At 42.1% G+C, this 21,435-nt stretch carries 18 protein-coding genes and 2 pseudogenes; 10 read left to right on the forward strand and 10 right to left on the reverse strand.

Annotated features, from left to right (window positions below; genetic code table 11):
• Positions 1-279: 279 nt before the first annotated feature.
• Both BUQ89_RS14625 and BUQ89_RS14630 read left to right on the forward strand, forming a co-directional pair.
• Positions 280-1,879, forward strand: a pseudogene (locus BUQ89_RS14625) (LON peptidase substrate-binding domain-containing protein); the annotation flags it as partial.
• Positions 1,880-1,936: 57 nt separating this feature from the next.
• On the forward strand, positions 1,937-1,999 hold the full coding sequence (locus BUQ89_RS14630) for a S16 family serine protease (protein WP_074202662.1): 63 nt from the start codon (positions 1,937-1,939) through the stop codon (positions 1,997-1,999).
• A gap of 159 nt (positions 2,000-2,158) precedes the next feature.
• On the opposite strand, the gene BUQ89_RS08640 is transcribed toward BUQ89_RS14630, so the two are convergent.
• From BUQ89_RS08640 to BUQ89_RS08660, 5 genes are all read right to left on the reverse strand, one after another.
• Positions 2,159-2,548: an exosortase system-associated protein, TIGR04073 family gene (locus BUQ89_RS08640; RefSeq protein WP_028461946.1), complete on the reverse strand. Its 390-nt coding sequence runs from the start codon at positions 2,546-2,548 to the stop codon at positions 2,159-2,161.
• Positions 2,549-2,683: 135 nt separating this feature from the next.
• Entirely contained in the window at positions 2,684-3,322 is a 639-nt protein-coding gene (locus tag BUQ89_RS08645; RefSeq protein ID WP_028461945.1) for a peroxiredoxin, read from the reverse strand.
• Positions 3,323-3,457: 135 nt separating this feature from the next.
• Entirely contained in the window at positions 3,458-5,206 is a 1,749-nt protein-coding gene (gene cysI, locus BUQ89_RS08650) for an assimilatory sulfite reductase (NADPH) hemoprotein subunit (protein WP_028461944.1), read from the reverse strand.
• A 13-nt stretch (positions 5,207-5,219) separates the two neighbouring features.
• A complete protein-coding gene (locus BUQ89_RS08655) occupies positions 5,220-7,031 on the reverse strand; it encodes an assimilatory sulfite reductase (NADPH) flavoprotein subunit (protein ID WP_218146753.1) in 1,812 nt (603 codons plus the stop codon).
• A gap of 773 nt (positions 7,032-7,804) precedes the next feature.
• Positions 7,805-8,701 (reverse strand): DMT family transporter, encoded by an 897-nt coding sequence (locus BUQ89_RS08660; protein ID WP_028461942.1) that lies wholly within the window; start codon positions 8,699-8,701, stop codon positions 7,805-7,807.
• A 351-nt stretch (positions 8,702-9,052) separates the two neighbouring features.
• Here BUQ89_RS08660 and dapC point away from each other — a divergent pair, with 351 nt between their 5' ends.
• Together dapC and dapD are read left to right on the forward strand one after the other, a co-directional pair.
• Entirely contained in the window at positions 9,053-10,249 is a 1,197-nt protein-coding gene (gene dapC / locus BUQ89_RS08665) for a succinyldiaminopimelate transaminase (RefSeq protein WP_028461941.1), read from the forward strand.
• Between the two features lie 29 nt (positions 10,250-10,278).
• The gene (gene dapD, locus BUQ89_RS08670; protein WP_028461940.1) at positions 10,279-11,100 is read left to right on the forward strand and encodes a 2,3,4,5-tetrahydropyridine-2,6-dicarboxylate N-succinyltransferase; all 822 of its coding nucleotides are present in this window, start codon (positions 10,279-10,281) and stop codon (positions 11,098-11,100) included.
• A gap of 99 nt (positions 11,101-11,199) precedes the next feature.
• On the opposite strand, the gene BUQ89_RS08675 is transcribed toward dapD, so the two are convergent.
• Both BUQ89_RS08675 and miaA read right to left on the reverse strand, forming a co-directional pair.
• Complete coding sequence (locus BUQ89_RS08675; protein ID WP_028461939.1) at positions 11,200-11,526, reverse strand: BON domain-containing protein; 327 nt, start codon at positions 11,524-11,526, stop codon at positions 11,200-11,202.
• A gap of 305 nt (positions 11,527-11,831) precedes the next feature.
• Positions 11,832-12,752: a tRNA (adenosine(37)-N6)-dimethylallyltransferase MiaA gene (gene miaA / locus BUQ89_RS08680; RefSeq protein ID WP_051537637.1), complete on the reverse strand. Its 921-nt coding sequence runs from the start codon at positions 12,750-12,752 to the stop codon at positions 11,832-11,834.
• Positions 12,753-12,980: 228 nt separating this feature from the next.
• On the opposite strand from miaA, the gene BUQ89_RS08685 reads away from it, so the two are divergent.
• Both BUQ89_RS08685 and BUQ89_RS08690 read left to right on the forward strand, forming a co-directional pair.
• Positions 12,981-13,169 (forward strand): twin transmembrane helix small protein, encoded by a 189-nt coding sequence (locus BUQ89_RS08685; protein WP_028461937.1) that lies wholly within the window; start codon positions 12,981-12,983, stop codon positions 13,167-13,169.
• A gap of 148 nt (positions 13,170-13,317) precedes the next feature.
• Entirely contained in the window at positions 13,318-14,535 is a 1,218-nt protein-coding gene (locus tag BUQ89_RS08690; protein ID WP_036573426.1) for a BaiN/RdsA family NAD(P)/FAD-dependent oxidoreductase, read from the forward strand.
• Positions 14,536-14,701: 166 nt separating this feature from the next.
• Here the strand turns inward: BUQ89_RS08690 and tnpA (BUQ89_RS08695) are convergent.
• Positions 14,702-14,926 (reverse strand): annotated as a pseudogene (gene tnpA / locus BUQ89_RS08695) (IS200/IS605 family transposase); the annotation flags it as partial.
• Between the two features lie 62 nt (positions 14,927-14,988).
• Between tnpA (BUQ89_RS08695) and BUQ89_RS08700 the strand changes: the two are divergent.
• The gene (locus BUQ89_RS08700; RefSeq protein WP_074202579.1) at positions 14,989-15,270 is read left to right on the forward strand and encodes a helix-turn-helix domain-containing protein; all 282 of its coding nucleotides are present in this window, start codon (positions 14,989-14,991) and stop codon (positions 15,268-15,270) included.
• Positions 15,271-15,290: 20 nt separating this feature from the next.
• On the forward strand, positions 15,291-16,118 hold the full coding sequence (locus BUQ89_RS08705) for an IS3 family transposase (RefSeq protein WP_074202580.1): 828 nt from the start codon (positions 15,291-15,293) through the stop codon (positions 16,116-16,118).
• Between the two features lie 46 nt (positions 16,119-16,164).
• Here BUQ89_RS08705 and tnpA (BUQ89_RS08710) read toward each other — a convergent pair whose 3' ends face one another.
• Positions 16,165-16,386 carry an IS200/IS605 family transposase gene (gene tnpA / locus BUQ89_RS08710; protein ID WP_074202581.1) on the reverse strand — a complete coding sequence of 74 codons (222 nt, stop codon included), beginning with the start codon at positions 16,384-16,386 and terminating at the stop codon, positions 16,165-16,167.
• Between the two features lie 30 nt (positions 16,387-16,416).
• Between tnpA (BUQ89_RS08710) and BUQ89_RS08715 the strand changes: the two genes are divergently transcribed.
• The gene (locus tag BUQ89_RS08715) at positions 16,417-17,649 is read left to right on the forward strand and encodes an RNA-guided endonuclease InsQ/TnpB family protein (RefSeq protein WP_074202485.1); all 1,233 of its coding nucleotides are present in this window, start codon (positions 16,417-16,419) and stop codon (positions 17,647-17,649) included.
• 47 nt (positions 17,650-17,696) lie between these two features.
• Here the strand turns inward: BUQ89_RS08715 and BUQ89_RS08720 are convergent, their stop codons facing one another.
• Positions 17,697-19,979, reverse strand: coding sequence for a penicillin acylase family protein (locus tag BUQ89_RS08720; RefSeq protein ID WP_245812959.1), 2,283 nt, complete (start codon positions 19,977-19,979; stop codon positions 17,697-17,699).
• 310 nt (positions 19,980-20,289) lie between these two features.
• Between BUQ89_RS08720 and flhB the strand changes: the two genes are divergently transcribed.
• Positions 20,290-21,420 carry a flagellar biosynthesis protein FlhB gene (gene flhB / locus BUQ89_RS08725; protein WP_028462067.1) on the forward strand — a complete coding sequence of 377 codons (1,131 nt, stop codon included), beginning with the start codon at positions 20,290-20,292 and terminating at the stop codon, positions 21,418-21,420.
• Positions 21,421-21,435 lie beyond the last annotated feature (15 nt).

The following is a 21,435-nucleotide window of genomic DNA, read 5'->3' on the forward strand; positions in this document are numbered from 1 at the left end:
AGTATTGAAGTGCTAGACTGCACATGGCTAGTAGCGGATATTAAAGAAAAATTTGCATTACGTATTATTCAATTAATGATATTCCTGTCTTGGGAATAGATTTATCTTCTTCTTCTCAGAAGGTTGTATGGATAATGTGAATAGGCGGTATGGCCCAGAAAAACGGGTTTCACAAACAATCAACTCGGTTATCATGATTCGGGTTTCTCAGATGATTGAAATGTATCGGAATTTTTAAATCTCGATATGGATTATCAATTCATAAAAGAGGGGACTGATATGGAACAGCCAGTTGTAACGCAATTTGAACTGCCTAATGGTGTAATTGCGCTTGCACCGATGCGCACGTTGTATTATTTCCACATGTGTTGATGCCGATTATTGTTGGCCGTATCAAATCGATTGCAGCAATTGAACAGGCCTTACAGTCGAAGATGCCAATAGGCATTGTATTGCAGAAAGACGCAACTATCGACGATCCTAGACTGAATGATTTATGCAGTATCGGTACATTAGCTAATGTTGTCCGTCATGTGAATTCAGCTGATGGATCACATCATGTCGTATGCCAGGGATTGGAACGTTTCCGTATTGAAGCACTGGTAGAAAGCTATCCATTTCTAGCTGCTCGGATAAAGCGTATCGAAGAATGGATGCAGGTATCTACCCAAGCAGAGGTATTGGCTCTACAGTTACGCGAACGTGCAATTGAAGTTTTGTCATTACTACCTGGCGCTCCGGCAGAACTTGCGTATGCATTGCAGGCCACGCGTGCGCCGTCAGATTTGGCTGATATTACGGCAAGCTTGCTGGATACCGAAGTGAATGAAAAGCAAATGCTACTTGAAACCGTGAACACAGAAGAACGGTTGCAAAAGGTATTGCAAATACTATCACGCCGCATTGAGGTTTTAAGGCTTTCACAGGAGATTAATGAGCGTACGAAGGAACAAATGGATAATCGCGAACGTCAGTTTCTATTACGTGAACAGCTAAAGGCGATACAGAAAGAATTGGGTGAGGGTGATGACGGCAATGAAGAGATCGCACAATTAGACGCAGAGATTACTAATGCAGCCATGCCAATCGAAATTGAAAAACAGGCACGCAAAGAGTTACAAAGATTGTAGCGTATGCGGAGTACATCGAGTGAATATTCGATGCTTCACACTTATTTAGAGTGGATAACCGAGGTGCCTTGGCGATTACCGAATGATATACCGATTGATCTCAATGTTGCACGCCAGATTCTTGAAGATGATCATTTCGGACTGGACCGTGTCAAGCAACGTATTATCGAGTTTCTGGCAGTTCAGAAACAAAGCCTGAAGGAAGGGCACCCATTCTATGTTTTGTCGGGCCGCCAGGTGTAGGAAAAACTTCGCTTGGCCAAAGCACTGCACGCGCACTACAGCGACCGTTCGTACGCGTATCATTGGGCGGTGTATGCACGACGAAGCTGAAATGCGTGGACATCGTCGTACTTATATCGGTGCAATGCCAGGTAATGTTATACAAAGAGACCTTTGCAAAACCCCAATAGTTGAAAAATTAATCCTTTATAATCAATAGTCGAAAACTTCTAGCGAGGGCTTTTGCAAAAGTCTCACAAAGTTTGCGTAAAGCGGGTGCACGTAATTGTGTCATGATGCTAGATGAGGTTGATAAAATGTCGGCAAGTCTGCATGGTGACCCATCAGCAGCCTTACTTGAGATACTTGATCCAGAAAAAATTCTACCTTTCAAGATCATTATCTTGGTGTTCCGTTTGATCTGAGCCGTGTATTTTATTGCCACTGCAAACGTGATTGATAGTGTATCCCCTCCGGTACGTGATCGTATGGAAGTTATTGATTTACCCGGTTATACACAAGAAGAGACCTTTGCATCATGATGTAGCGATGACTGGTGAGATCAGTCTGCGCGGTCTGGTGTTTTGCCAGTAGGAGGGGTCAAAGAAAAGGTGTTGGCCGCACAGCGTGCTGGATTCTGTAGATAACGCGGTTGCGGCGGCCTTAAATGAGGCCAATGCATATTCTTCAGGACCAGAATTCAGCTGACCTGAATCTATGATGGATGTAAAAATGAATTGTTGTTGGTTAAAGAGGTAGCAACACAATTTATCGTATCGCTACAGGGTGCCCGAGTTACTCATATGCTAGTTTCCATAAGTTGTTTCTCTTGAGAAGTCTTTCCAAATATAGGGAGGTTGCACTGATGGTTTAGTGGGGATTAAAAATGTTGCGATATCCAAAGCACCCACTCCTGTGCGCCCAACTGTATGCATTATGCCTGTGACAAAACCAATGGTGACGCCATAAGGAACTCCTTCCTGACGTATTGTTATGATTATGTTTTTTGGAAGTTCCACAAAACCGGTGACGACATTTGCAAGGCCACTTACCAGTTTTTCGCCTGCAGTGGTCACATAGCTTTCAGTCATAGTCGTATGGGTATAATTTTGAGCGACTGCCGCATGAGACACAGACAAGAATAGTGCAAACAGCATCAGAAATACTTTAGATATTTTATTTACAGGAAGTCTCATAGATTAGCTGATTAGCGTTATTGATATCCCTTTCTTGTTTTAGAATTCCAGTTCAAGTTGTGATTTAAACAATGGAATCTAGAGAGTCGACCGGATCTATTGTCTGGCCGACTCTCAGACAGAGAGAGGATAAATTTATTTGTTAGGTTGAGGGGTCATCCGTAAATAAGGCTTTAATTCTTTATAGCCTTTAGGAAATTTCTCTTTAAGTACCTGTGGATCCTTTAGCGAGGGAACAATGACACAATCATCGCCATCCTGCCAATTAGCAGGAGTAGCAACACTATAATTATCAGTTAGTTGCAATGAATCAATAACACGTAATATTTCGTTAAAGTTACGGCCGGTGCTGGCTGGGTAAGTAATAATGGCTCGAATTTTTTTATTAGGGTCAATAAAGTAAACTGAGCGCACAGTCAGTGTTTCGCTCGCATTGGAGTGAATCATGTTGTAAAGCTCAGAAACCTTACGATCTGCATCTGCAATAATTGGAAAATTAACCTCGCATCCTTGCGTTTCATTGATATCATTAATCCAGTCGTGATGAGAAGCTACTCCATCAACGCTTAGTGCGGCAACCTTGACATTGCGTTTTTTGAATTCATCGTCGAGTTTGGAAGTTAAGCCCAGTTCTGTAGTACATACAGGAGTAAAATCAGCAGGATGAGAATAAAGTATAGCCCAGCTATTGCCAATCCATTCATGAAAGTTCAAAGAGCCTATTGTAGATTCTTGAGTAAAGTCCGGGGTAATATCACCAATTCGTAGCGACATAATTATTTCTCCTGTTAAAAGTCATGGTAAATAAAATGATGTCTAATAAAACAAGCAGATTATAAAATCTAACCGTTTTGCTTATCAGACAGAAAACAAACTAGCTTTGTACTGGATGAAACTTTTTTGTTTGCTTTAGGCATTTTGCGTTATTCTTTCTTTTTCCGGCCGAGGTTTATGGAATTCACTGCCATGTCGAACTGCCTCTACATAACCTGAGCGAATAACAAAGTCACCAAAGTGCTCACCTTTCTGCCGCTCGCGGGCATAATGGGCAAAAATTGGGGTGAGTTCGGTAATAATTTCATCCTCTGTCAATGATTCTCGATAGAGCTTGTTTAAGCGTTGACCGGCAAAATCGGCACCTAAATATAAATTATAACGGCCGAGAGATTTTCCAACTAATGCGATTTCACTTATATAAGGTCGCGCGCAGCCGTTTGGGCAACCCGTGACACGTACGGTAATCTGCTCATCCTTATCTAAACCGGCCTTTTCCATAGCGATTTCCAGTCGGGTTAAAAATCCAGGTAAAGTACGTTCACTTTCCGCCATAGCTAGGCCACAGGTTGGAAATGCGACGCAAGAAAGCGCATCACGCTGTATTGCGCTGAATTGTTCAGGCAAGGGTAAGCAATATTTTTTTACCAGGGCAGCTATTTTGGGTTTATTCGTTCGGGAAATATTCGCAATCATCAGATTTTGATTAGTGGTTAGACGAAAATCTCCCTTGTGTATTTTTGCGATTTCTCGTAATCCTGTCATTAAAGACTGGTCAGGTGTATCCCTAATTCGGCCACTCAATAAAGAAAGGGATAGATGCCAGTGTCCTTGCGAGTCTTTGATCCAGCCAAAGTGATCGTTATTGTTCTCAAACAGGTAGGGCTGCTCTGGTGCCAGTGACCATCCTAAGCGATGGTTTAATTCTGCCTTGAACCAGTCTACGCTACGACTATCGATAGTGTACTTTAGCCGTGCCTGTTTGCGATCCACGCGATTACCAAAATCACGCTGAATCTTGACGATATTTTCTGCAACCTCCAATAGTTGCTCGGGTGTGCAGAAACCAATGACATCCCCCAAGCGAGGATAGGTTTCTGGCTCGCTATGCGTCATTCCCATTCCACCACCGACGCAAACATTAAATCCCAATAATTGATTGTCCTGGGCAATTGCAATCAAACCTAAGTCCTGAGAAAATACATCAATATCATTGCTTGGTGGGATAGCTATTCCAATTTTGAATTTCCGAGGAAGGTAGGTTTTGCCATAGAGGGGCTCTTCATTTTCGGGTTCTGTCCCCACTACTTTTTTCTGATCTAGCCAAATCTCGTGATAGGCCTGTGTTCTGGGGAGGAAATGATCACTGAGACGCTTGCTCCACTCGTAAACTGTTGCGTGAATAGGCGAAAGGTATGGATTGTTATGACAAACAACATTTCGATTGACATCCCCGCAGGCAGCGATAGTGTTTAGTAAAGCATGATTAATGCCTGCGATGACGGACTTCAGGTGACGTTTGATTACGCCATGAAATTGGAACGTTTGCCGAGTCGTAATGCGAAGTGAATTATTAGCATACTTACGTCCTAGCTCATCTAGCTGTAACCACTGTTGCGGACTGCATACACCTCCGGGCATACGCACACGGATCATAAACATATAAGCTGGTTCGAGCTTTTGCCGCATCCGTTCGGTGCGCAGATCTCGATCATCCTGCTGGTAGCTGCCATGAAATTTAAGCAGCTTGGCGTCATCTGCGGAAATGCTTCCGGTCACTTGATCCGCTAGGCTCTGCTGGATCGTACCACGTAAATAGTGGCTCTCTACCTTGAGCGTTTCTTCTTCGCTTAATTTACCCTTTTGCTGCAGGTCGTGTGTCACTGGTTTTTCCTCATCAATAAATATCGCGTTGGTAGCGCTTGTTTTGCTGTAGATTATTCAGGTATTCAATAGCTTTTTCTCGAGATACTTGACCTTCCTTTTCAATAATAGTCAGCAGTGCTTCGTGTACGTCAGGCGCCATGCTTTCGGCATCACCACAAACATAGAAATAGGCGCCTTCTTCCAACCATGCGTATAGTTCTCGGCTTCTTTTGAGTAAAGAGTGTTGCACATAAACCTTCTCTTCCTGATCGCGAGAAAAAGCTATGTCAATCTGATTTAACAGTCCATTCTTACGATAATCAAGCCATTCCTGCTGATAAAGAAAGTCGGTGTGAAAGTGTCGATCTCCAAAAAAAAGCCAATTCTTGCCTTGAGCTCCGGTGACTTCACGTTCTTCCATAAATGCACGAAAAGGCGCGATACCCGTACCTGGGCCGACCATGATAATGGCTCTGTCAGGGTCTTCAGGTAAACGGAAGTTTTTATTACTGTCAATATAAATTGGTATCGTTTCTTCCTCTTTGCCGATACGCTCAGTTAGGAACGTCGTAGCCACACCCTTGCGGTCGCGTCCATGACTTTGATAACGAACGATCCCGACTGTTAGGTGCGCCTCATCCGGATTCGCACGATAACTGGAAGCAATGGAATAAAGTCGTGGTGGTAATTTACGCAATAATCCAATAAATTGTTCCGCGGTTATTCCGGGCAAAGGATAGTGATGTAGTATATCGATGACTTCACGCCCATAAATAAAGCTTCTTAATTGATCCCGATTTTCTTCTTGGAATAATTGGCCAAGCTCCTTTGATCCGGAAAATGCAGCGATTTTTTCCAAAAATGGTCGAGTAACTGTCGTGATCTCGTAGTGATGTAAGAGTGCTTGCTGAAGTGTGGTTTTTTCACGTTTACTATCAGTTACGATAGTTTCAGGATTAATTGCGAGGGTGTCAATTAACTCGGCGACCAATTCAGGACAATTGCTCGGTAAAATTCCCAGAGAATCACCCGGTTCAAAAGAAAGAGCAGAATCTTCCAAAGATAATTCAATGTGGCGGACGTCTTTACTGGAGCCCCGTCCAGTAATCTTTAGATTTTCTAGCAAAATTGCGGAAAAAGGATTGCGCTTTGAGTAGGAAGTTATTGTTGATGAGGCCAATGATGTTGAGCTGGAAACAATTGCTTCTGATACTTTACGCTCTTTGCTCAATTGATTGAGTAATTCGTCAAACCAAGCGTCAGCCGTTTCCTCATAGTCTACGTCACAATCAGTTCTTGGATAGAAACGTTGTCCACCTAGAGCTTCGAGCCGGGTATCGAAATCCTGACCGATTTTACAGAAATACTCATAACTGCTATCTCCAAGTGCGAGAACTGAAAATCGGAGTGCACTTAAATTAGGTGCTTTTTTACTCTGTATAAACTCATAGAATAGCTGTGCGCTATCCGGTGGATCACCTTCACCTTGAGTGCTGACGACTACGAATAAAAATTGCTCAGACTTCAATTGTCTCGTTTTATAACTTCCCATGCTCTGCAAGGTGGCATTAAAACCAGCCGATTGCAACTTGCTATGCAGAATTTCAGCAAGTTTTTCTGCATTGCCCGTTTGTGAGCCGAACAATACGGTTATATTGACTTCCCCATTTGGATGGTCAGTCTGGGGAATGACTGTTTGCCCTGTACTGATCCCTTGTCTGCCTGCATTGAGCCCGCTGAAATAGCCATTGATCCAGATAATCTGCTCATTGGATAATCCAGCAATAAGATGGTTTAGTGTTTCCGCCTGTTCTGGGGTGAGCGGACTATTTAGAACATTCAACAAATTGTTTTCCATGTAATAGAGGCTAAATTGATTTCTGTAATACTTCGATTTCTAACGGTTAGCCAGAAAAGTGTGTACTGCCAGTCTTCAATAAAAAAACTGATCTTTAATCAATCCGAAAAATTAACAAATCTACCTTATAATGTAAAATAATAAAAATGTATTTGTTAATATTATTTTGTAATAAAAGATAGAGACTCAGATTAACTAGATATTTAATTTCAACGCAGATTAATCTACCTCTAAAGAGCAAGTCCTTTCATCGGAGTGCATGCATATATGTAAGGTTTTTCGCACTTTATAAATGAATTTTATGGTTATTGATTTAACCACATAAGGTTTGAGTTTTTAAATGATGCTATTTTAGTATCGAAGTTCCGAGGATATCAATCCTAGTGATTATTTTGTCGAATTTAGCCAGTGTCAATCAGTATATCTTCTTTAGCAAAGAATATTTATTTTTATTGCGGCATTGTATTTATATTCGATAATTTTGCCATCCCTTTTCTCCATTTCATGTTCGTATTTTACGAAGTATTGAATATCACGAGAACCAGCTTATCGTCATTTTTATTTCTATCTACAGAGTAGGAAAATAAACAGGCGGATATCATTGATCATTTCTTAACAAATCAAATAAAAAAATATATAAACTAGATGTTGTCGTCAAGAATTGAAGCGATGAGTATTTTTTAAGCTAATTGATGTGACCTGAGTAATATGAATCTCGAGAATTATCTCAAATCATGTAGCATTCTTCAAATATAGAATTAAGCGCGATTTATTTTTGCAGATAGTAAACTAGCTGAAATAATCATTGCACCACCTATCCATTCCATGAGCGTTATGCCTTCATTTGCCAAGAAATAGGCCGTAATCGTCGCTACAAATAGCTCCAGCAGCAAAATCACAATGGCTCGATTTGCAGCTGTATGCGTTAAGCCATATTGTAATATGACACTCAGTAAAAACATGGTTAACCCAATGACGATCAGAAGCAGCCATGAATCGGGAGAAATATCAGGCAACACCAAGGGAGATTTAATCATCAAGCTGCAACCCAGCCCGACCAGCGTGTTGCCTAAACAAATTGCCAGTGATTTGAGTTGAATATTATGAGATTGGTCCTTCCGTACCAGTACATTAACCAATGCGTACATAAAGCCACCTAATAACCCCATCCAGTCAGCGTAAGATGTTAGTAGCGGTAGTTCGTTATCTGGTTGAGATAGTATCGTTGCAGCACCTGTAAGGGAAAGTATGATGACAAAATACCCGTATAAGCTTAACCTCTCATCTAAAAGCAGCCATGCAAAAAGTATGGTCCACAATGGTGCGAGATAAAATAATAAAAGCACGCGTACGATCTCACCAGCTATAATTCCCAGGATATAGCCGATATTCGCCCAGCCAGCAAAAAACCCGATCCAGAAGAGCAGGTGTGCCTTGCCATTAAAGATATGTGAAAACCGGATGCTTTTTCGGAAAAAAAGTATCCCCAATAATAAAGCAATAAAATAAGCACCTGTGGTTGCGATCTCACCGCTGATTCCAGCTTGCTCCAACAAGCGGTAGGGGTACCATATAACTCCCCAGATGGCCGCGCCGGAAAGTAATGCCGCTATTGGGAGACAATCACGCTTATGATGTTTGTTTGAGATTGCCATTAACTTTCCGTTTCGTTCTGTTTTTATTAGGCTACATCTGGTTGAATCGTTTTTGCGGGATCGACTCTAGATATGACACGGAAAGCATTTTATGAATAGGGGAAGCATGGTATTTGTCGCAATTCTTCTGATTTCAACACTCAGAATTTCGATTGAAATAACGAATTAGCAGTGATCGTGAGGATGCCAAAGGCAATAAAATAAAAAATACAGGCTTTTTTTGTTTGTTTAACTACATAGCTGGCCTTTATAATTCGATTCATTTAACTTTACAGATTTTTGGGTCATGATATCAAGTTATTCATATTTGAGACCTGAAGCCTGTGGCTAAACGCACTTTTCTGCATTGATATGAACTCAAATCTGAATCATTTACAACCTTATCCTTTTCAGAAACTCCGTAAATTGTTTGAAGGTGTTTCACCTAATCCTGCTTTTAATTCGGTTGACTTGCATATCGGTGAGCCTAAGCACATAACGCCTGATTTTATCTGCCAGGTTTTTTCCGATAATCTGGGCGGGTTAGCAAGCTACCCCACAACATTGGGAACGGAATCATTACGCATTAGTATTGCTGCCTGGTTAGAGCGCCGTTTCAATTTGCCTGTTATTAATCCTGATACAGAAGTCATTCCGGTTAATGGCAGTCGAGAGGCTTTATTTTCTTTTGCGCAAGCAGTAGTCGATACTGCTTCTGCTAATCCAATCGTGGTTTGTCCCAATCCATTCTATCAAATATACGAAGGGGCTGCTATTTTGGCTGGCGCAACCCCGCACTTTATTAATATCTTTCCGGAAAGTGATTTCAGACTTGACTATAGACAACTTTCTGATGATGTTTGGAAGCGAACGCAATTGATATATGTCTGTTCGCCGGGTAATCCGACCGGAAGTGTGATGACTTTAGAGGAGTGGCGGCAACTGTTTGCCCTTTCCGATCGTTATGGTTTCATTATCGCAGCAGACGAATGTTATTCCGAAATTTTCTTTGATGAAACACAACCACCGCTAGGTGCACTTGAAGCGGCGTACCGCTTAGGTCGTAATGGCTTTCCTCGGTTGGTCGTATTTAATAGTTTATCGAAACGTTCGAATGTGCCGGGTATGCGCTCTGGCTTTGCTGCTGGCGATGCTACATTACTGAAGAAATTCGCGCTTTATCGTACTTATCATGGCTGTGCAATGAACCCAGCTGCACAAGCAGCAAGCGTGGCAGCCTGGAATGATGAGCGACACGTAGTAGAGAATCGACGTTTGTATTTGGAAAAATTCACTGTAATTACAGCTTCCCTGGCCGAATTGATGCCGATAAAAATGCCGGACGCATCTTTTTATTTATGGATAAAGGCGCCGTTTAATGATCTTGATTTCACGCGACAGCTGTACCGTGACTATAATGTGACTGTATTGCCAGGTAGCTATTTAGCACGTGGGGTAGGTGATATTAATCCTGGCAATAATTTTGTGCGTATTGCATTGGTTGCGTCATTGGAAGAATGCGTTGAGGCGATTGACAGAATGAAGAGTCTGATAAGCAATCAGACTTGAATGAATAAAATTATTATTTAGGGAAAATTATGAAACAATTACAAGCAACTATCGAAGAAGCATTTGATCGCCGTGCTGAAATAACGCCCCGCAATGTCGAAGCAAATTTAAAGGAATCTATTACACAGGTTTTAAATATGCTGGATAGCGGAAAATTACGTGTGGCAGAGAAAATAAATAACGAGTGGATTACGCACCAGTGGATCAAGAAGGCCGTACTTTTATCATTTCGTATCGAGGATAATAGTTTTATCAAGGGTGGTTTTTCCAATTATTTTGATAAAGTGCCTTCGAAATTCGCTGATTATAGTTCCAGGGATTTTCGTGACGGGGGCTTTCGAGTCGTTCCCCCCGCTGCTGTTCGTAAGGGCTCATTTATTGCGAGCAATGTTGTACTGATGCCATCCTATGTCAATATCGGCGCTTATGTTGATGAAGGTACGATGGTCGACACTTGGGCGACAGTCGGTTCTTGCGCACAGATTGGCAGAAATGTACATTTATCTGGCGGCGTGGGTATTGGTGGTGTACTGGAGCCTGTACAAGCGAATCCAACCATTATTGAAGATAATTGCTTTATCGGTGCCCGTTCCGAAATTGTTGAAGGTGTCATTGTGGGCGAGAATTCTGTTATTTCAATGGGTGTATATATTGGACAGAGTACTAAAATTTATAATCGTGAAACAGGCGAAGTAACTTATGGCCGTATTCCGCCTGGTTCTGTCGTGGTTTCGGGTAATTTACCTTCAGAAAATAAGCAGTATAGCCTTTACTGTGCTGTGATTGTTAAGCAGGTTGACGCAAAGACCCGTTCCAAAACAGGTATTAATGAGTTACTACGTGGTATTTAATTTACCGTTCTGCTTGAGGCATTCGTTGTAATGATCCTATCAGGGAATCTCCGCTATAGTAGAGTGGAGATTCCCAATCGGCTAAATGAGAAATGATGGTTATTGAAGATTAACTTGGTTATCTACTTCTTTTACGCCGTCTATTATCCATGCATGCATCGTAACCCGATCAATCTGGTCTTGGCTATTTGCTGAACCGGTAAGGGATACAAGTCCACTATTAATCTCAATTTTTATATCAGAATTTTGAAGATCCGGATCTGATTGTACCGCAGCATTTATTTTGGCAAGAATACTGTTATCGTCGTACACGGGTGTTGCTGATGGTTCAACCCAGGATTTGTGTACTCTTTCTCCACAACCCATCATAGGTAAGCTAGTAATAAGGATTATAGATAACATAAAAAATTTATTATAAATAGGCATATCGTTTATTCCGTATTAGAGTTAGTCGTCACAAAGCTGGGTCGTAGCGCGTGAGCTGGTATTTCATGAATATACAAAATGGTTTTCAGAATGATGTCTGATATGTATTGGCGCATTTATTTTGTTTATCTTTGTCTATTGCGTGCGACACTTAAAGTACCGTAACTGATGTGCTACGACATGAATCTCGGTGCTGTAAAAAACTGCTGTAAAAAACGTGAATTCTATAGTGTAGCACTCCATATTCATACGGTGAAGCTGTGTTTTATATTGCCATGCCTATTGGTGCTCGGCGGTGAAGATGCTTAAGTTGCTTTCAATTCGGCCTCTTGTAAAAAACTGATTACTTGTTCTGTTAGATTCTTTGCTAGGCAGTCGAATCTAACGAATTCTTCACCCTGCATACCGCGTAACCAGGTCAATTGTCGTTTTGCTAATTGCCGGGTGGCAGCGAGACTCATTGCATGCATTTCAGTTAAACCGATTTGGTTGTCCAGATAAAGCAATGCCTGTCGGTAACCAACACAACGCATAGAAGGAAATGCACTATCAATTTGGAATTGCTCGCGAATAGATTGAACCTCAGCAATTAATCCTTTTTCCATCATAACTTCAAAACGTTGTGCGATACGTTGGTGTAATACACTTCGATCATTGGGTATCAGAGTAATATTAATTATACGATAAGGTAAATTGATTTTGCTGGGTCTTTGCAGAATCTCTGACATGGGTTTTTCAGTAAGATAACAGACTTCGAGTGCGCGTTGAATACGTTGGCTGTCTGTGGGCTTGATGCGCGCAGCACTGACAGGATCTAGCTCGTTAAGCTTTGTATGCATGGCTGGCCAACCATAATCTTTAGCGCTGTTTTCGATAATAACGCGTAAATCACGATTTGCAGGCGGGAGTATAGAAAGACCTGCTTGAAGTGTGTGGAAATAGAGCATTGTGCCACCAGCTAGCAGTGGAATCCTTCTCCGTTGGGTGATTTGATGCATGATAGTGAGCGCATCTTCTCGAAATTGTGCAGCAGAATATCGCTCATCCGGTTTGATTAGACTAATCAGGTGGTGTGGAACCTTTGTTAATGATGCTGCATCAGGCTTGGCAGTACCAATATCCATATGCTGGTAAATCTGGGCAGAATCAACGCTGATGATTTCAACAGGGAAATACTTGGCAATTTCCATTGCGATATTGCTTTTTCCACTCGTGGTAGGCCCCATTAGAAAAATGGCGGGTGGGAGTCCTGTGGAGTCGGACGATTGATATGGTGCCCCCAGCGTCATAGTAATATAGGTATAGGATAGTAGATAAGAAATTAATGTAAAGCAGGTATTTTGGATGACGCTGAGATACGCGATGTATGTCGCTGTTTCTCTAAAATAGCCATTGGATAATCTGCATAACTCGGCTAAACTTTACGAAATTTAATTCTTAATAGGAATAGACCATTGAAGATCTTTGCTGTTGTACTATTTCTTTTTATTTTATATAGCCTGGGATCTGCACTATATTACATGTTTAAAGATAAAGGCCAGTCAACACGTATGGTTAAATCACTCAGTATCCGCATCACTTTGTCACTGATTCTATTTGTCATCATGATGGTGTCTGCCCGGCTGGATATGCTGTCAAGCTAATATTAATTCCCGAATGATAACGTATTCATTCATTTTTTAAAAATATCTATTTTATGGCTGTATAGATTTTTATCATGTCGTCATAAATTAAATGGTTGCTAGCCTGATACTGTATTAACTGTCGCATCATTATTGATCAAAGCGCATAATGAAACTGATAAAAGATGTCGTCATAATTGGTGCGGGTGCAGCGGGTATGATGTGTGCAATAGAGGCGGGTAAGCGCGGGCGCTCGGTATTACTGCTTGACCATGCAACGAAGCTTGCAGAAAAAATTCGTATATCTGGCGGAGGGCGATGTAACTTCACTAATTTATATACCCACCCAGAAAATTTTCTATCCGATAATCCGCATTTTTGTCGATCTGCTTTAGCACGTTTTAAGCCACAAGATTTTGTTTCTCTACTGAAAAAACACGATATTCTCTATCATGAAAAAAAACTGGGACAGTTATTTTGTAATGATAGTTCACAGCAAATTATTAATTTATTGCAAAAAGAATGCAATGCGGTAAACGTAGCATGGCAACTGTCATCACGAGTGGAACGTATCGACCGGGTGAACATAAGTGGTGAAGGTGACAGTCATGATCAGCAGTTTATACTGAGAACAGATCGTAATACAATAACAGCCAAATCATTAGTCATTGCTACAGGTGGCTTGTCAATTCCGCAGATTGGTGCCAGTGCCTTTGGTTATCGCGTTGCTGAGCAATTCAATATTAGTGTCACATCCTTACATCCCGCACTGGTTGCGCTTACTTTTCGGCCGGAAGATTTAACGCATTATGCAGAGATGTCAGGTATTTCGATAGATGCAGTTATCAGCTGTAATGGTGCTTCATTCCATGAAAATATATTGTTTACACATCGTGGTTTGAGCGGTCCTGCCATACTGCAGATCTCTTCATACTGGAGTCCTGGTGATGCTATTCATATAAACCTGTTACCGCAGTATGCTATCACTGACATACTATCTGAATACAAGCATAGCGCGATACTATTAACAAATTTGCTGGCACGATATTTACCTAAGCGTTTTGTAGATACCTGGAGCCAGGTGATGTTGCAAACTGAACTGAATCCGATGAAACCGATGAAACAATATAGCGATAATGAATTAAACGGGATTGTTGAACATCTACAGAACTGGAAGATTACCCCGAGTGGTACTGTTGGCTACAGGAAAGCGGAGGTAACACGAGGAGGAATTAATACCCGCGAGCTTTCTTCCAAGACAATGGAGACAAGCAAGGTTCCCGGGCTTTATTTTATTGGTGAAGTGATTGATGTAACGGGACATTTGGGCGGCTTTAATTTTCAGTGGGCCTGGTCATCTGGTTACGCAGCCGGACAATACGTATAGTGTTAAACTGATGAGAATTCTCGAATTCTTATCCGAATAAAATAGGTAGCACTAAATGGATAGGGCTATTAAGAAAGCATAAAAAAGTGGGTCGTGGGTCTTTATCAAATAGCGCGTAAAACTTCGTCCTTCAGGGCGGAGATATAAGCGCACAGGCGAAGCCTGTTTAATGCGGTCTTTGCTGTTGTTCAATATATTGCTTAATAATCGAGAGTGGTGCTCCACCACAACTACCCGCAAAATAGCTTGGACTCCAAAGCATATTACCCCAAAGCTTATTTTTAATTTCGGGATAATTCTTTTTGCGAATAAGTCGGCTTGAAACGCCTTTCAAACTATTTACCAAGTTAGAAATAGCAATTTTTGGTGGATAGTTAACTAAAAGGTGAAGTGGTACCGCAAAACTGGACAAATTGTTAAGCTCTGATATGAGATAAATAGAGAGACATAATCATGAGCAAGAAACGTATGCAATATTCAACAGAATTCAAAGCCAAAATAGCCTTGGCAGCAATACGTGGAGAAGAAACGGTACCACAACTAGCCGCTCGTTATCATATCCATCCTACGCAGATTAATAGCTGGAAACGTCATTTGATTAAAAAAGCCAGTGATTTGTTTGGCAAGAATAGTGACGCCAATAATAAGAATGGTCATAGTGCCGACGATTTACATCGCGTGATTGGGCAATTGACGGTGGAACGCGATTTTTTAGCCAGAAAGCTCGATCATTAAGTGTTGCTGAGCGCAAAACAATGATCGAGCACCACGAGAAACTAAGTCAATCGCGTCAATGCCATTTACTGGGTGTTGCACGCTCGTCGTATTATTATCAGCCACAACCCACAGATGGGAGTGAGTTAATCTTGTTGCGTCAAATGGATGAGCAGTATTTGAAAACACCACAGTATGGTTCACGTAGTTATGCCACGTGGTTCAGGCGCCAGAGGATGATGATAGGCCGCAAGAAAGCCACTTCAATGATGAAGATGCTGGGCATTATTAGCACAGCACCAAAGCCCAAAACTAGTATTCCGGCCAAGCAGCACAAGAAATATCCTTATCTGCTCAAAGATAAGGCCATTAGTCGTCCCAACCAAGTTTGGGCGACTGATATCACTTACGTACCGATGGAAAAAGGTTTTGGCTATCTTGTTGCTATTATGGACTGGCATTCGCGTAAAATACTGAGCTGGCGCTTATCCAACACACTGGACGCTGATTTCTGTGTCCAGGCTTTGGAAGCTGCCATCCAGGATCATGGCTGTCCGAAAATCATGAATAGTGATCAGGGTGTGCAGTTTACCAGCGAGGCATTTACATCAATACTAAAAACCAATGGTATACAGATCAGCATGGATGGCAAGGGCTGCTACTATGACAATATTTTTGTTGAACGACTATGGCGTACAGTCAAATACGAACATTTATATACCCAGGAATTCAATAACCTAAAGGAGGTAAGAAAAAGTTTAAATGTTTGGTTCAACTGGTACAATCAAGAACGTTTTCATCAAAGTCTTGATAATCTAACACCAGATGAAGTTTACTATCAGAAGTATGCAATTCCTCAAGCTGCCTGAGCTTGATTAACCAGCCATGTTAGAGCTTAATTTATCTTCAGGTTGTCTAGTTAAAGGAGGCCACTTCAAGGTGAATATGATCATGCTCACCGTTAAATTCCACCAATTCTGCTTCAAAATCCAAACACACGTTTTTAAATATTTCTTCCAAATCAATTAATACCCTTCCGGAGAAAACATCTCTACGGTATTTTGTTACAAAGACCAAATGAACATGAAGATTAAAAACGCAATTTCTTCCTATTCTTACATCGTTATTAACTTGCATAGACCAATTCCTTTTTGTATAATTATAACCATGAAGCAGATTATACGCAAAGCCTTTAAATCTCGACTCAATCCAAATTCTGACCAAGTACAGAAGATGGTTGAGTTTGCAGGTGCTAATCGGTTTGTTTGGAATAAAGCCTTAGCAATGAATTTGTTCAGATTAGAGCAGAAACAGCCATTGCTTTGGTACAACGAGTTGTCATTTTGGCTAAAGCTATGGAAATCCTCAGAAGATTATGGATTTCTAAAAACCGTTCATTCTCAACCGTTGCAACAAGCCTTAAAAAACTTAGAAAAAGCGTTCAAAGACGGTTTTGATAAGAAACAGCCTTTAAAACGGATTCCAAAATTCAAGAAAAAAGGTTTGAGTGACAGCTTTCGTTATCCACAAGGATTTAAGCTGGAGCAAGAGTCTAGCAAAGTGTTCTTGCCTAAAATCGGTTGGGTGAAATATCGTAATTCACGCCAAGTCATTGGTGACGTTAAAAATATGACGATTTCCCGTAAAGGCGGTTATTGGTACGTGTCGATTCAGACTGAGTACGAGACCGAGCTAAAGCGTCATAGCTCAACCAGTATGATTGGTGTTGATATGGGCGTTACCCGCTTTGCAACCTTGTCAGACGGCTCATACGTAGAACCTTTAAACAGTTTCAGAAAGTTATCAAAGAAACTGGCTTTTGAACAGCGTAAGCTGTCTAAAAAAGTCCGTTTCTCTGCTAACTGGAAAAAGCAGAAACAAATCATTACCCGACTGCATGAGCGTATTGCCAATGCTCGTTTAGACTTCTTACACAAAACCTCAACCGAAATCAGCAAAAATCACGCAATGGTCGTAGTTGAGAATTTAAAGATAGGAAACATGTCTAAGAGTGCCAAGGGCAGTGTTGAAAAGCATGGTAAAAACGTCAAAGCGAAATCGGGTCTAAACAAATCCATTCTTGACCAAGGATGGGGAATGTTCGTTTCGTTTTTGGAGTATAAACAGGCTTGTTCAGGCGGGGATGTATTGAAGGTAAACCCTCAATACACCTCTCAAACCTGCCCTAGATGTCAACATGTTAGTCGTGACAATCGCAAAAGCCAAAGTGCTTTTGAATGTACAGAATGTGGATTTAAAGCCAATGCCGACTTGGTAGGTGCCTTGAATGTACTTGAGCGAGGACATCGCTTGTTAGCCTGTGGAGTTGAAACGTTAGTTTCGTCTAAGAAGCAGGAACCAGTAGGCAGTAGCAATACAAACCTACTCTTAACGGCTTAATAAGTCGCTAGGAATCCCCTTCGTTTAGGAAGGGGAGGATGTCAAATTCAAGATGGATGCAATTGTAGTACCTTTTCGGCTGGGCCGGGTAAAAATGGTGTCGGCTTTCCAGTAATCCAGTTGGTATGTCCTCCGCCGTAATAAGGAGACAGGGGATGCCCGCTTTGTCCACCTGGCATATCAAAATAACCATATTCCTCATTCCCTGGCTCAACCGCTGAGCGTTGAGACGCGCCAAAGGAAGGTGTTTGCACACGCGGCATATTGTTATCGCCAGGTAGCGGATCAGCAGGCATATTTAACCAATTTGAGATAGGTGCAGGTAAAGCAGGACTGAGTGGATGCTGGATATGAGCTGCATTGTATTTGCCCCAGTTTTGTGCAGAGACGCCACCCGGTTGTGCTCGCATTCTTTTTGCGACCTGTGCAATACAGGCTTGCAGTAAGTCTTCCCAATGGCGGTAACCTGGTGGAAGTAGGTGTGGCGGGTGTTGTTTGATTAAAATCCATACGGCATGTTCAGCCTGATTTAACTGGGGCAGCTTGAAACCAGGGCTATTTTGGCGTACTGCAGCCGCAAAACCGTCAAGTACTCTTTGGATGACCTCTTGACGGAATGCGTGCACAATATAATATGCAACCGAGGTGGTTGATGCCAATCCATTCCAATCTTCAAGCGACTGTTTTATATCATGGAATTGATTTGTGTTTGCAGATTGGTCCAAGGTTTCTTCGAGTAACTGTTTCCAACGAGTTAAGAATAAGGCCCGGTGATCCAGTTGAATTGCCAGCATATCCATTGGAGTAAAATAATCGCGCGCATATAAATCATCACGGATCTGTTTTGCTCGTGCACCCAGATCATATCCTCCATCACCCAGTAGAGTTAACATGGAGCCAGTTACTGTGCGTGCATTTGCAGACCATAATCGATGTGATGCGGGATTGTGGATTAATGGATATTGCGTCGCATCCAGCCAACCATTCCAACCTGTATTTGGCATACTCCAATCAGCGGGAAGTCTGGGATCATAGTTATTTGTCCGGATGGGAATGCGACCGGCAATGGTCCAGATGATACTGCCCTCTCGATCACCCACAATAAAATTCTGGGCTGGTATTCCCGCATTTTGTGCAATCATAATGGCTGCATTAGCGGTTTCTGTTTGTTCTAATTCAGCAAGTGTAAGATTAACTGCATCAGGATGTAGTGCGGTCCAGGCTAATGCAAGTGGAGTCTTGTCATGATCAGTGGCTAGAATGGGGCCCCATTCTGTTTCATGAATTATCAGGGTTTCATCGGGTGCATTACGTATTTGTAAAACCTCATGGTATGTTTTGATTGGCTTCCATTCCGCTTTATTACGATAACGTGAGCTATCCTCTGGGTGTAGTTTGACGCGGACCCAATCTGCAAAATCGCCATAGCTATTGGTGAAGCTCCAGGCAATATGACGATTGGAACCCGCAATGATGATGGGTACACCCGGTAAGCTGACGCCGCTGATATCATGGACTGCTTTAGCATGATGCTGTTTTGGATAGATTAAACGGGTTCGAAACCACAAATTAGGCACGCATAGCTCTAGATGCATATCATTTGCGACGAGTGCGGCGCCATCGGTTAATTCTCCAGAAACTGCAAAACTATTACTACCGGGCATATGATCATTGTATGTAAAATGGTTTTGAAGCAAGGCGGGATCTAATGTGTGAATATTTAATTTATCGGCAGAGGGTGGTTGCGGCCAATCGAGTGCCGTACCAATTAAGGGCGCATCCCATGAGCCGCCCGTTGCAGTAAGAAACTGATACGCTGTCTTGGGTAATGTTGCATGCATGGTAGAAAGAGCCAGTTCGCGGTAAATACTGGAATCATTTAATGTAAAGTACATTGCCAGAATAACCAGGAGACTATCTTCGCTCTGCCATATAGCTGGATGTGTACGTGTTAAGAGATAAGCGAAGGGTCTAATCGAAAGCTTATTGAGACCACGGTTTACACCATCACGATAGGCATTAAGTAATTGCCGTTGCTTCGAGGGGAGTTTTTGTAAGATTGTTGCTGCTCGTGCCCGCATGCGAAATTTACGTGCTTTACGATCTGCTGCTACAGTGGCTAGCCCAAATAGCTCGGATAATTCTCCGGCGGCGCGCCGTCGCATCAGATCCATCTCAAAAAAACGCTCTTGTGCATGTACATAACCCAATGCACGTGCTAGATCAAGACGATCTTGTGCCCGCACTGTCACGCTTCCGAGTGTATCTCGCTCAATGGTTACAGGTGCAGTTAGCCTGTCCCAATACCCTATACCGTTATACTGAGGCATGCTGCCCTGTAATAGCATCCAGGCCGCACCAGCGATCAATAGGCTTATGAGAAATAGTATAAGTAGACTTTGACGGAGTAAACGAAGAACTATGGCCATATTGCTTTGAGTATTGTAAGGATGTGAATGGGCATTTATAAAACAGAAAAGGTTAGCAAGGAATTAGTCCATCAGAGTCCATCAGGTCTGGATCGATAATTTATTCATTTCTCGGGGTTTTTCCAAATAACGGGACGAATCCTTGTCTATTTCCTATATTGAATCTAGTGAAAGTCAATGATAATGCTCCTGTAATAATTTGGAGTTTAGCATGGCTGAAGATAGTGATCTTGAGCGTACAGAATCTGCGACGCCCAAACGCCTGGAAAAGGCGAGGGAGGATGGGCAGGTCGCGCGTTCTCAAGAATTAACTACATTTACATTGCTATTGGCAGCATCCACCGGTATATGGTTTATGGGTAGCGGTCTGATAGGCAAACTCTCCAGCATAATGAGAGAGGGTATACAGATAGAACGCATATTGGCATTTCAAACTGATCTGATGCTCAATCGATTATACGAACTTTCTTCTGAAGGATTATTCGCATTAGCTCCTCTATTGTTTTTGCTTCTCACTGTGGCTATTTTCGCACCCATGTTAATGAGTGGCTGGCTTTTTAGCTCTAAGGCCCTTATTCCAGATTTTAAACGTTTAAATCCAATGAAGGGATTCTCCAGAATTTTTTCTACACACGGCTTGACCGAGTTAGTAAAAGCCATTGTTAAAACACTGGTTATTGGCAGTGTGGCAACTTTAGTGTTTTGGCAGAATAAAGAGGGGGTGTTGTCATTAATAGCCACGCCTATCGACTTGGGTATTGCGCGTACGGGAGAATTGCTTGGATTGAGCTTCGTTTCGATTGCGGGTGCGATGGTATTAATTGTTGCTATCGATGTTCCTTTTCAGATCTGGGAACATAGTCGAAAACTCAAAATGACAAAAGAAGAAATTCGTAAGGAAGCAAAGGAGGACGAAGGCGATCCTCTGGTTAAGGGACGTATCCGGAATCTGCAACGCGAAGCGGCCCGTCGTCGTATGATGGCTGAGATTCCTAAAGCGGATGTCATTGTGACTAATCCAACGCATTATGCAGTAGCTTTACGTTATCAGAGTGAATCCATGAATGCACCTAAAGTTGTTGCAAAGGGTGTTCATTTGCTAGCCGCTCGAATGCGTGAAATAGCAGCAGAAAATCGCATCCCAATTCTGGCAGCTCCGCCGCTTGCACGCGCCTTGTATCATCATGCTGAATTAGATTCTGAAATACCGGAAATACTCTACACTGCGGTCGCCGAGATTCTTGCGTATATTTTTCAATTGCGACGTTATCAGGAATATGGTGGATCCATACCGCAACCGCCATGTGATGTGCCCGTACCTGACGAACTTGATTTACCCTAACTGCTATCAATAGAT

Source organism: Nitrosomonas cryotolerans ATCC 49181, assembly GCF_900143275.1.
Classification (GTDB): Bacteria; Pseudomonadota; Gammaproteobacteria; order Burkholderiales; family Nitrosomonadaceae; genus Nitrosomonas; species Nitrosomonas cryotolerans.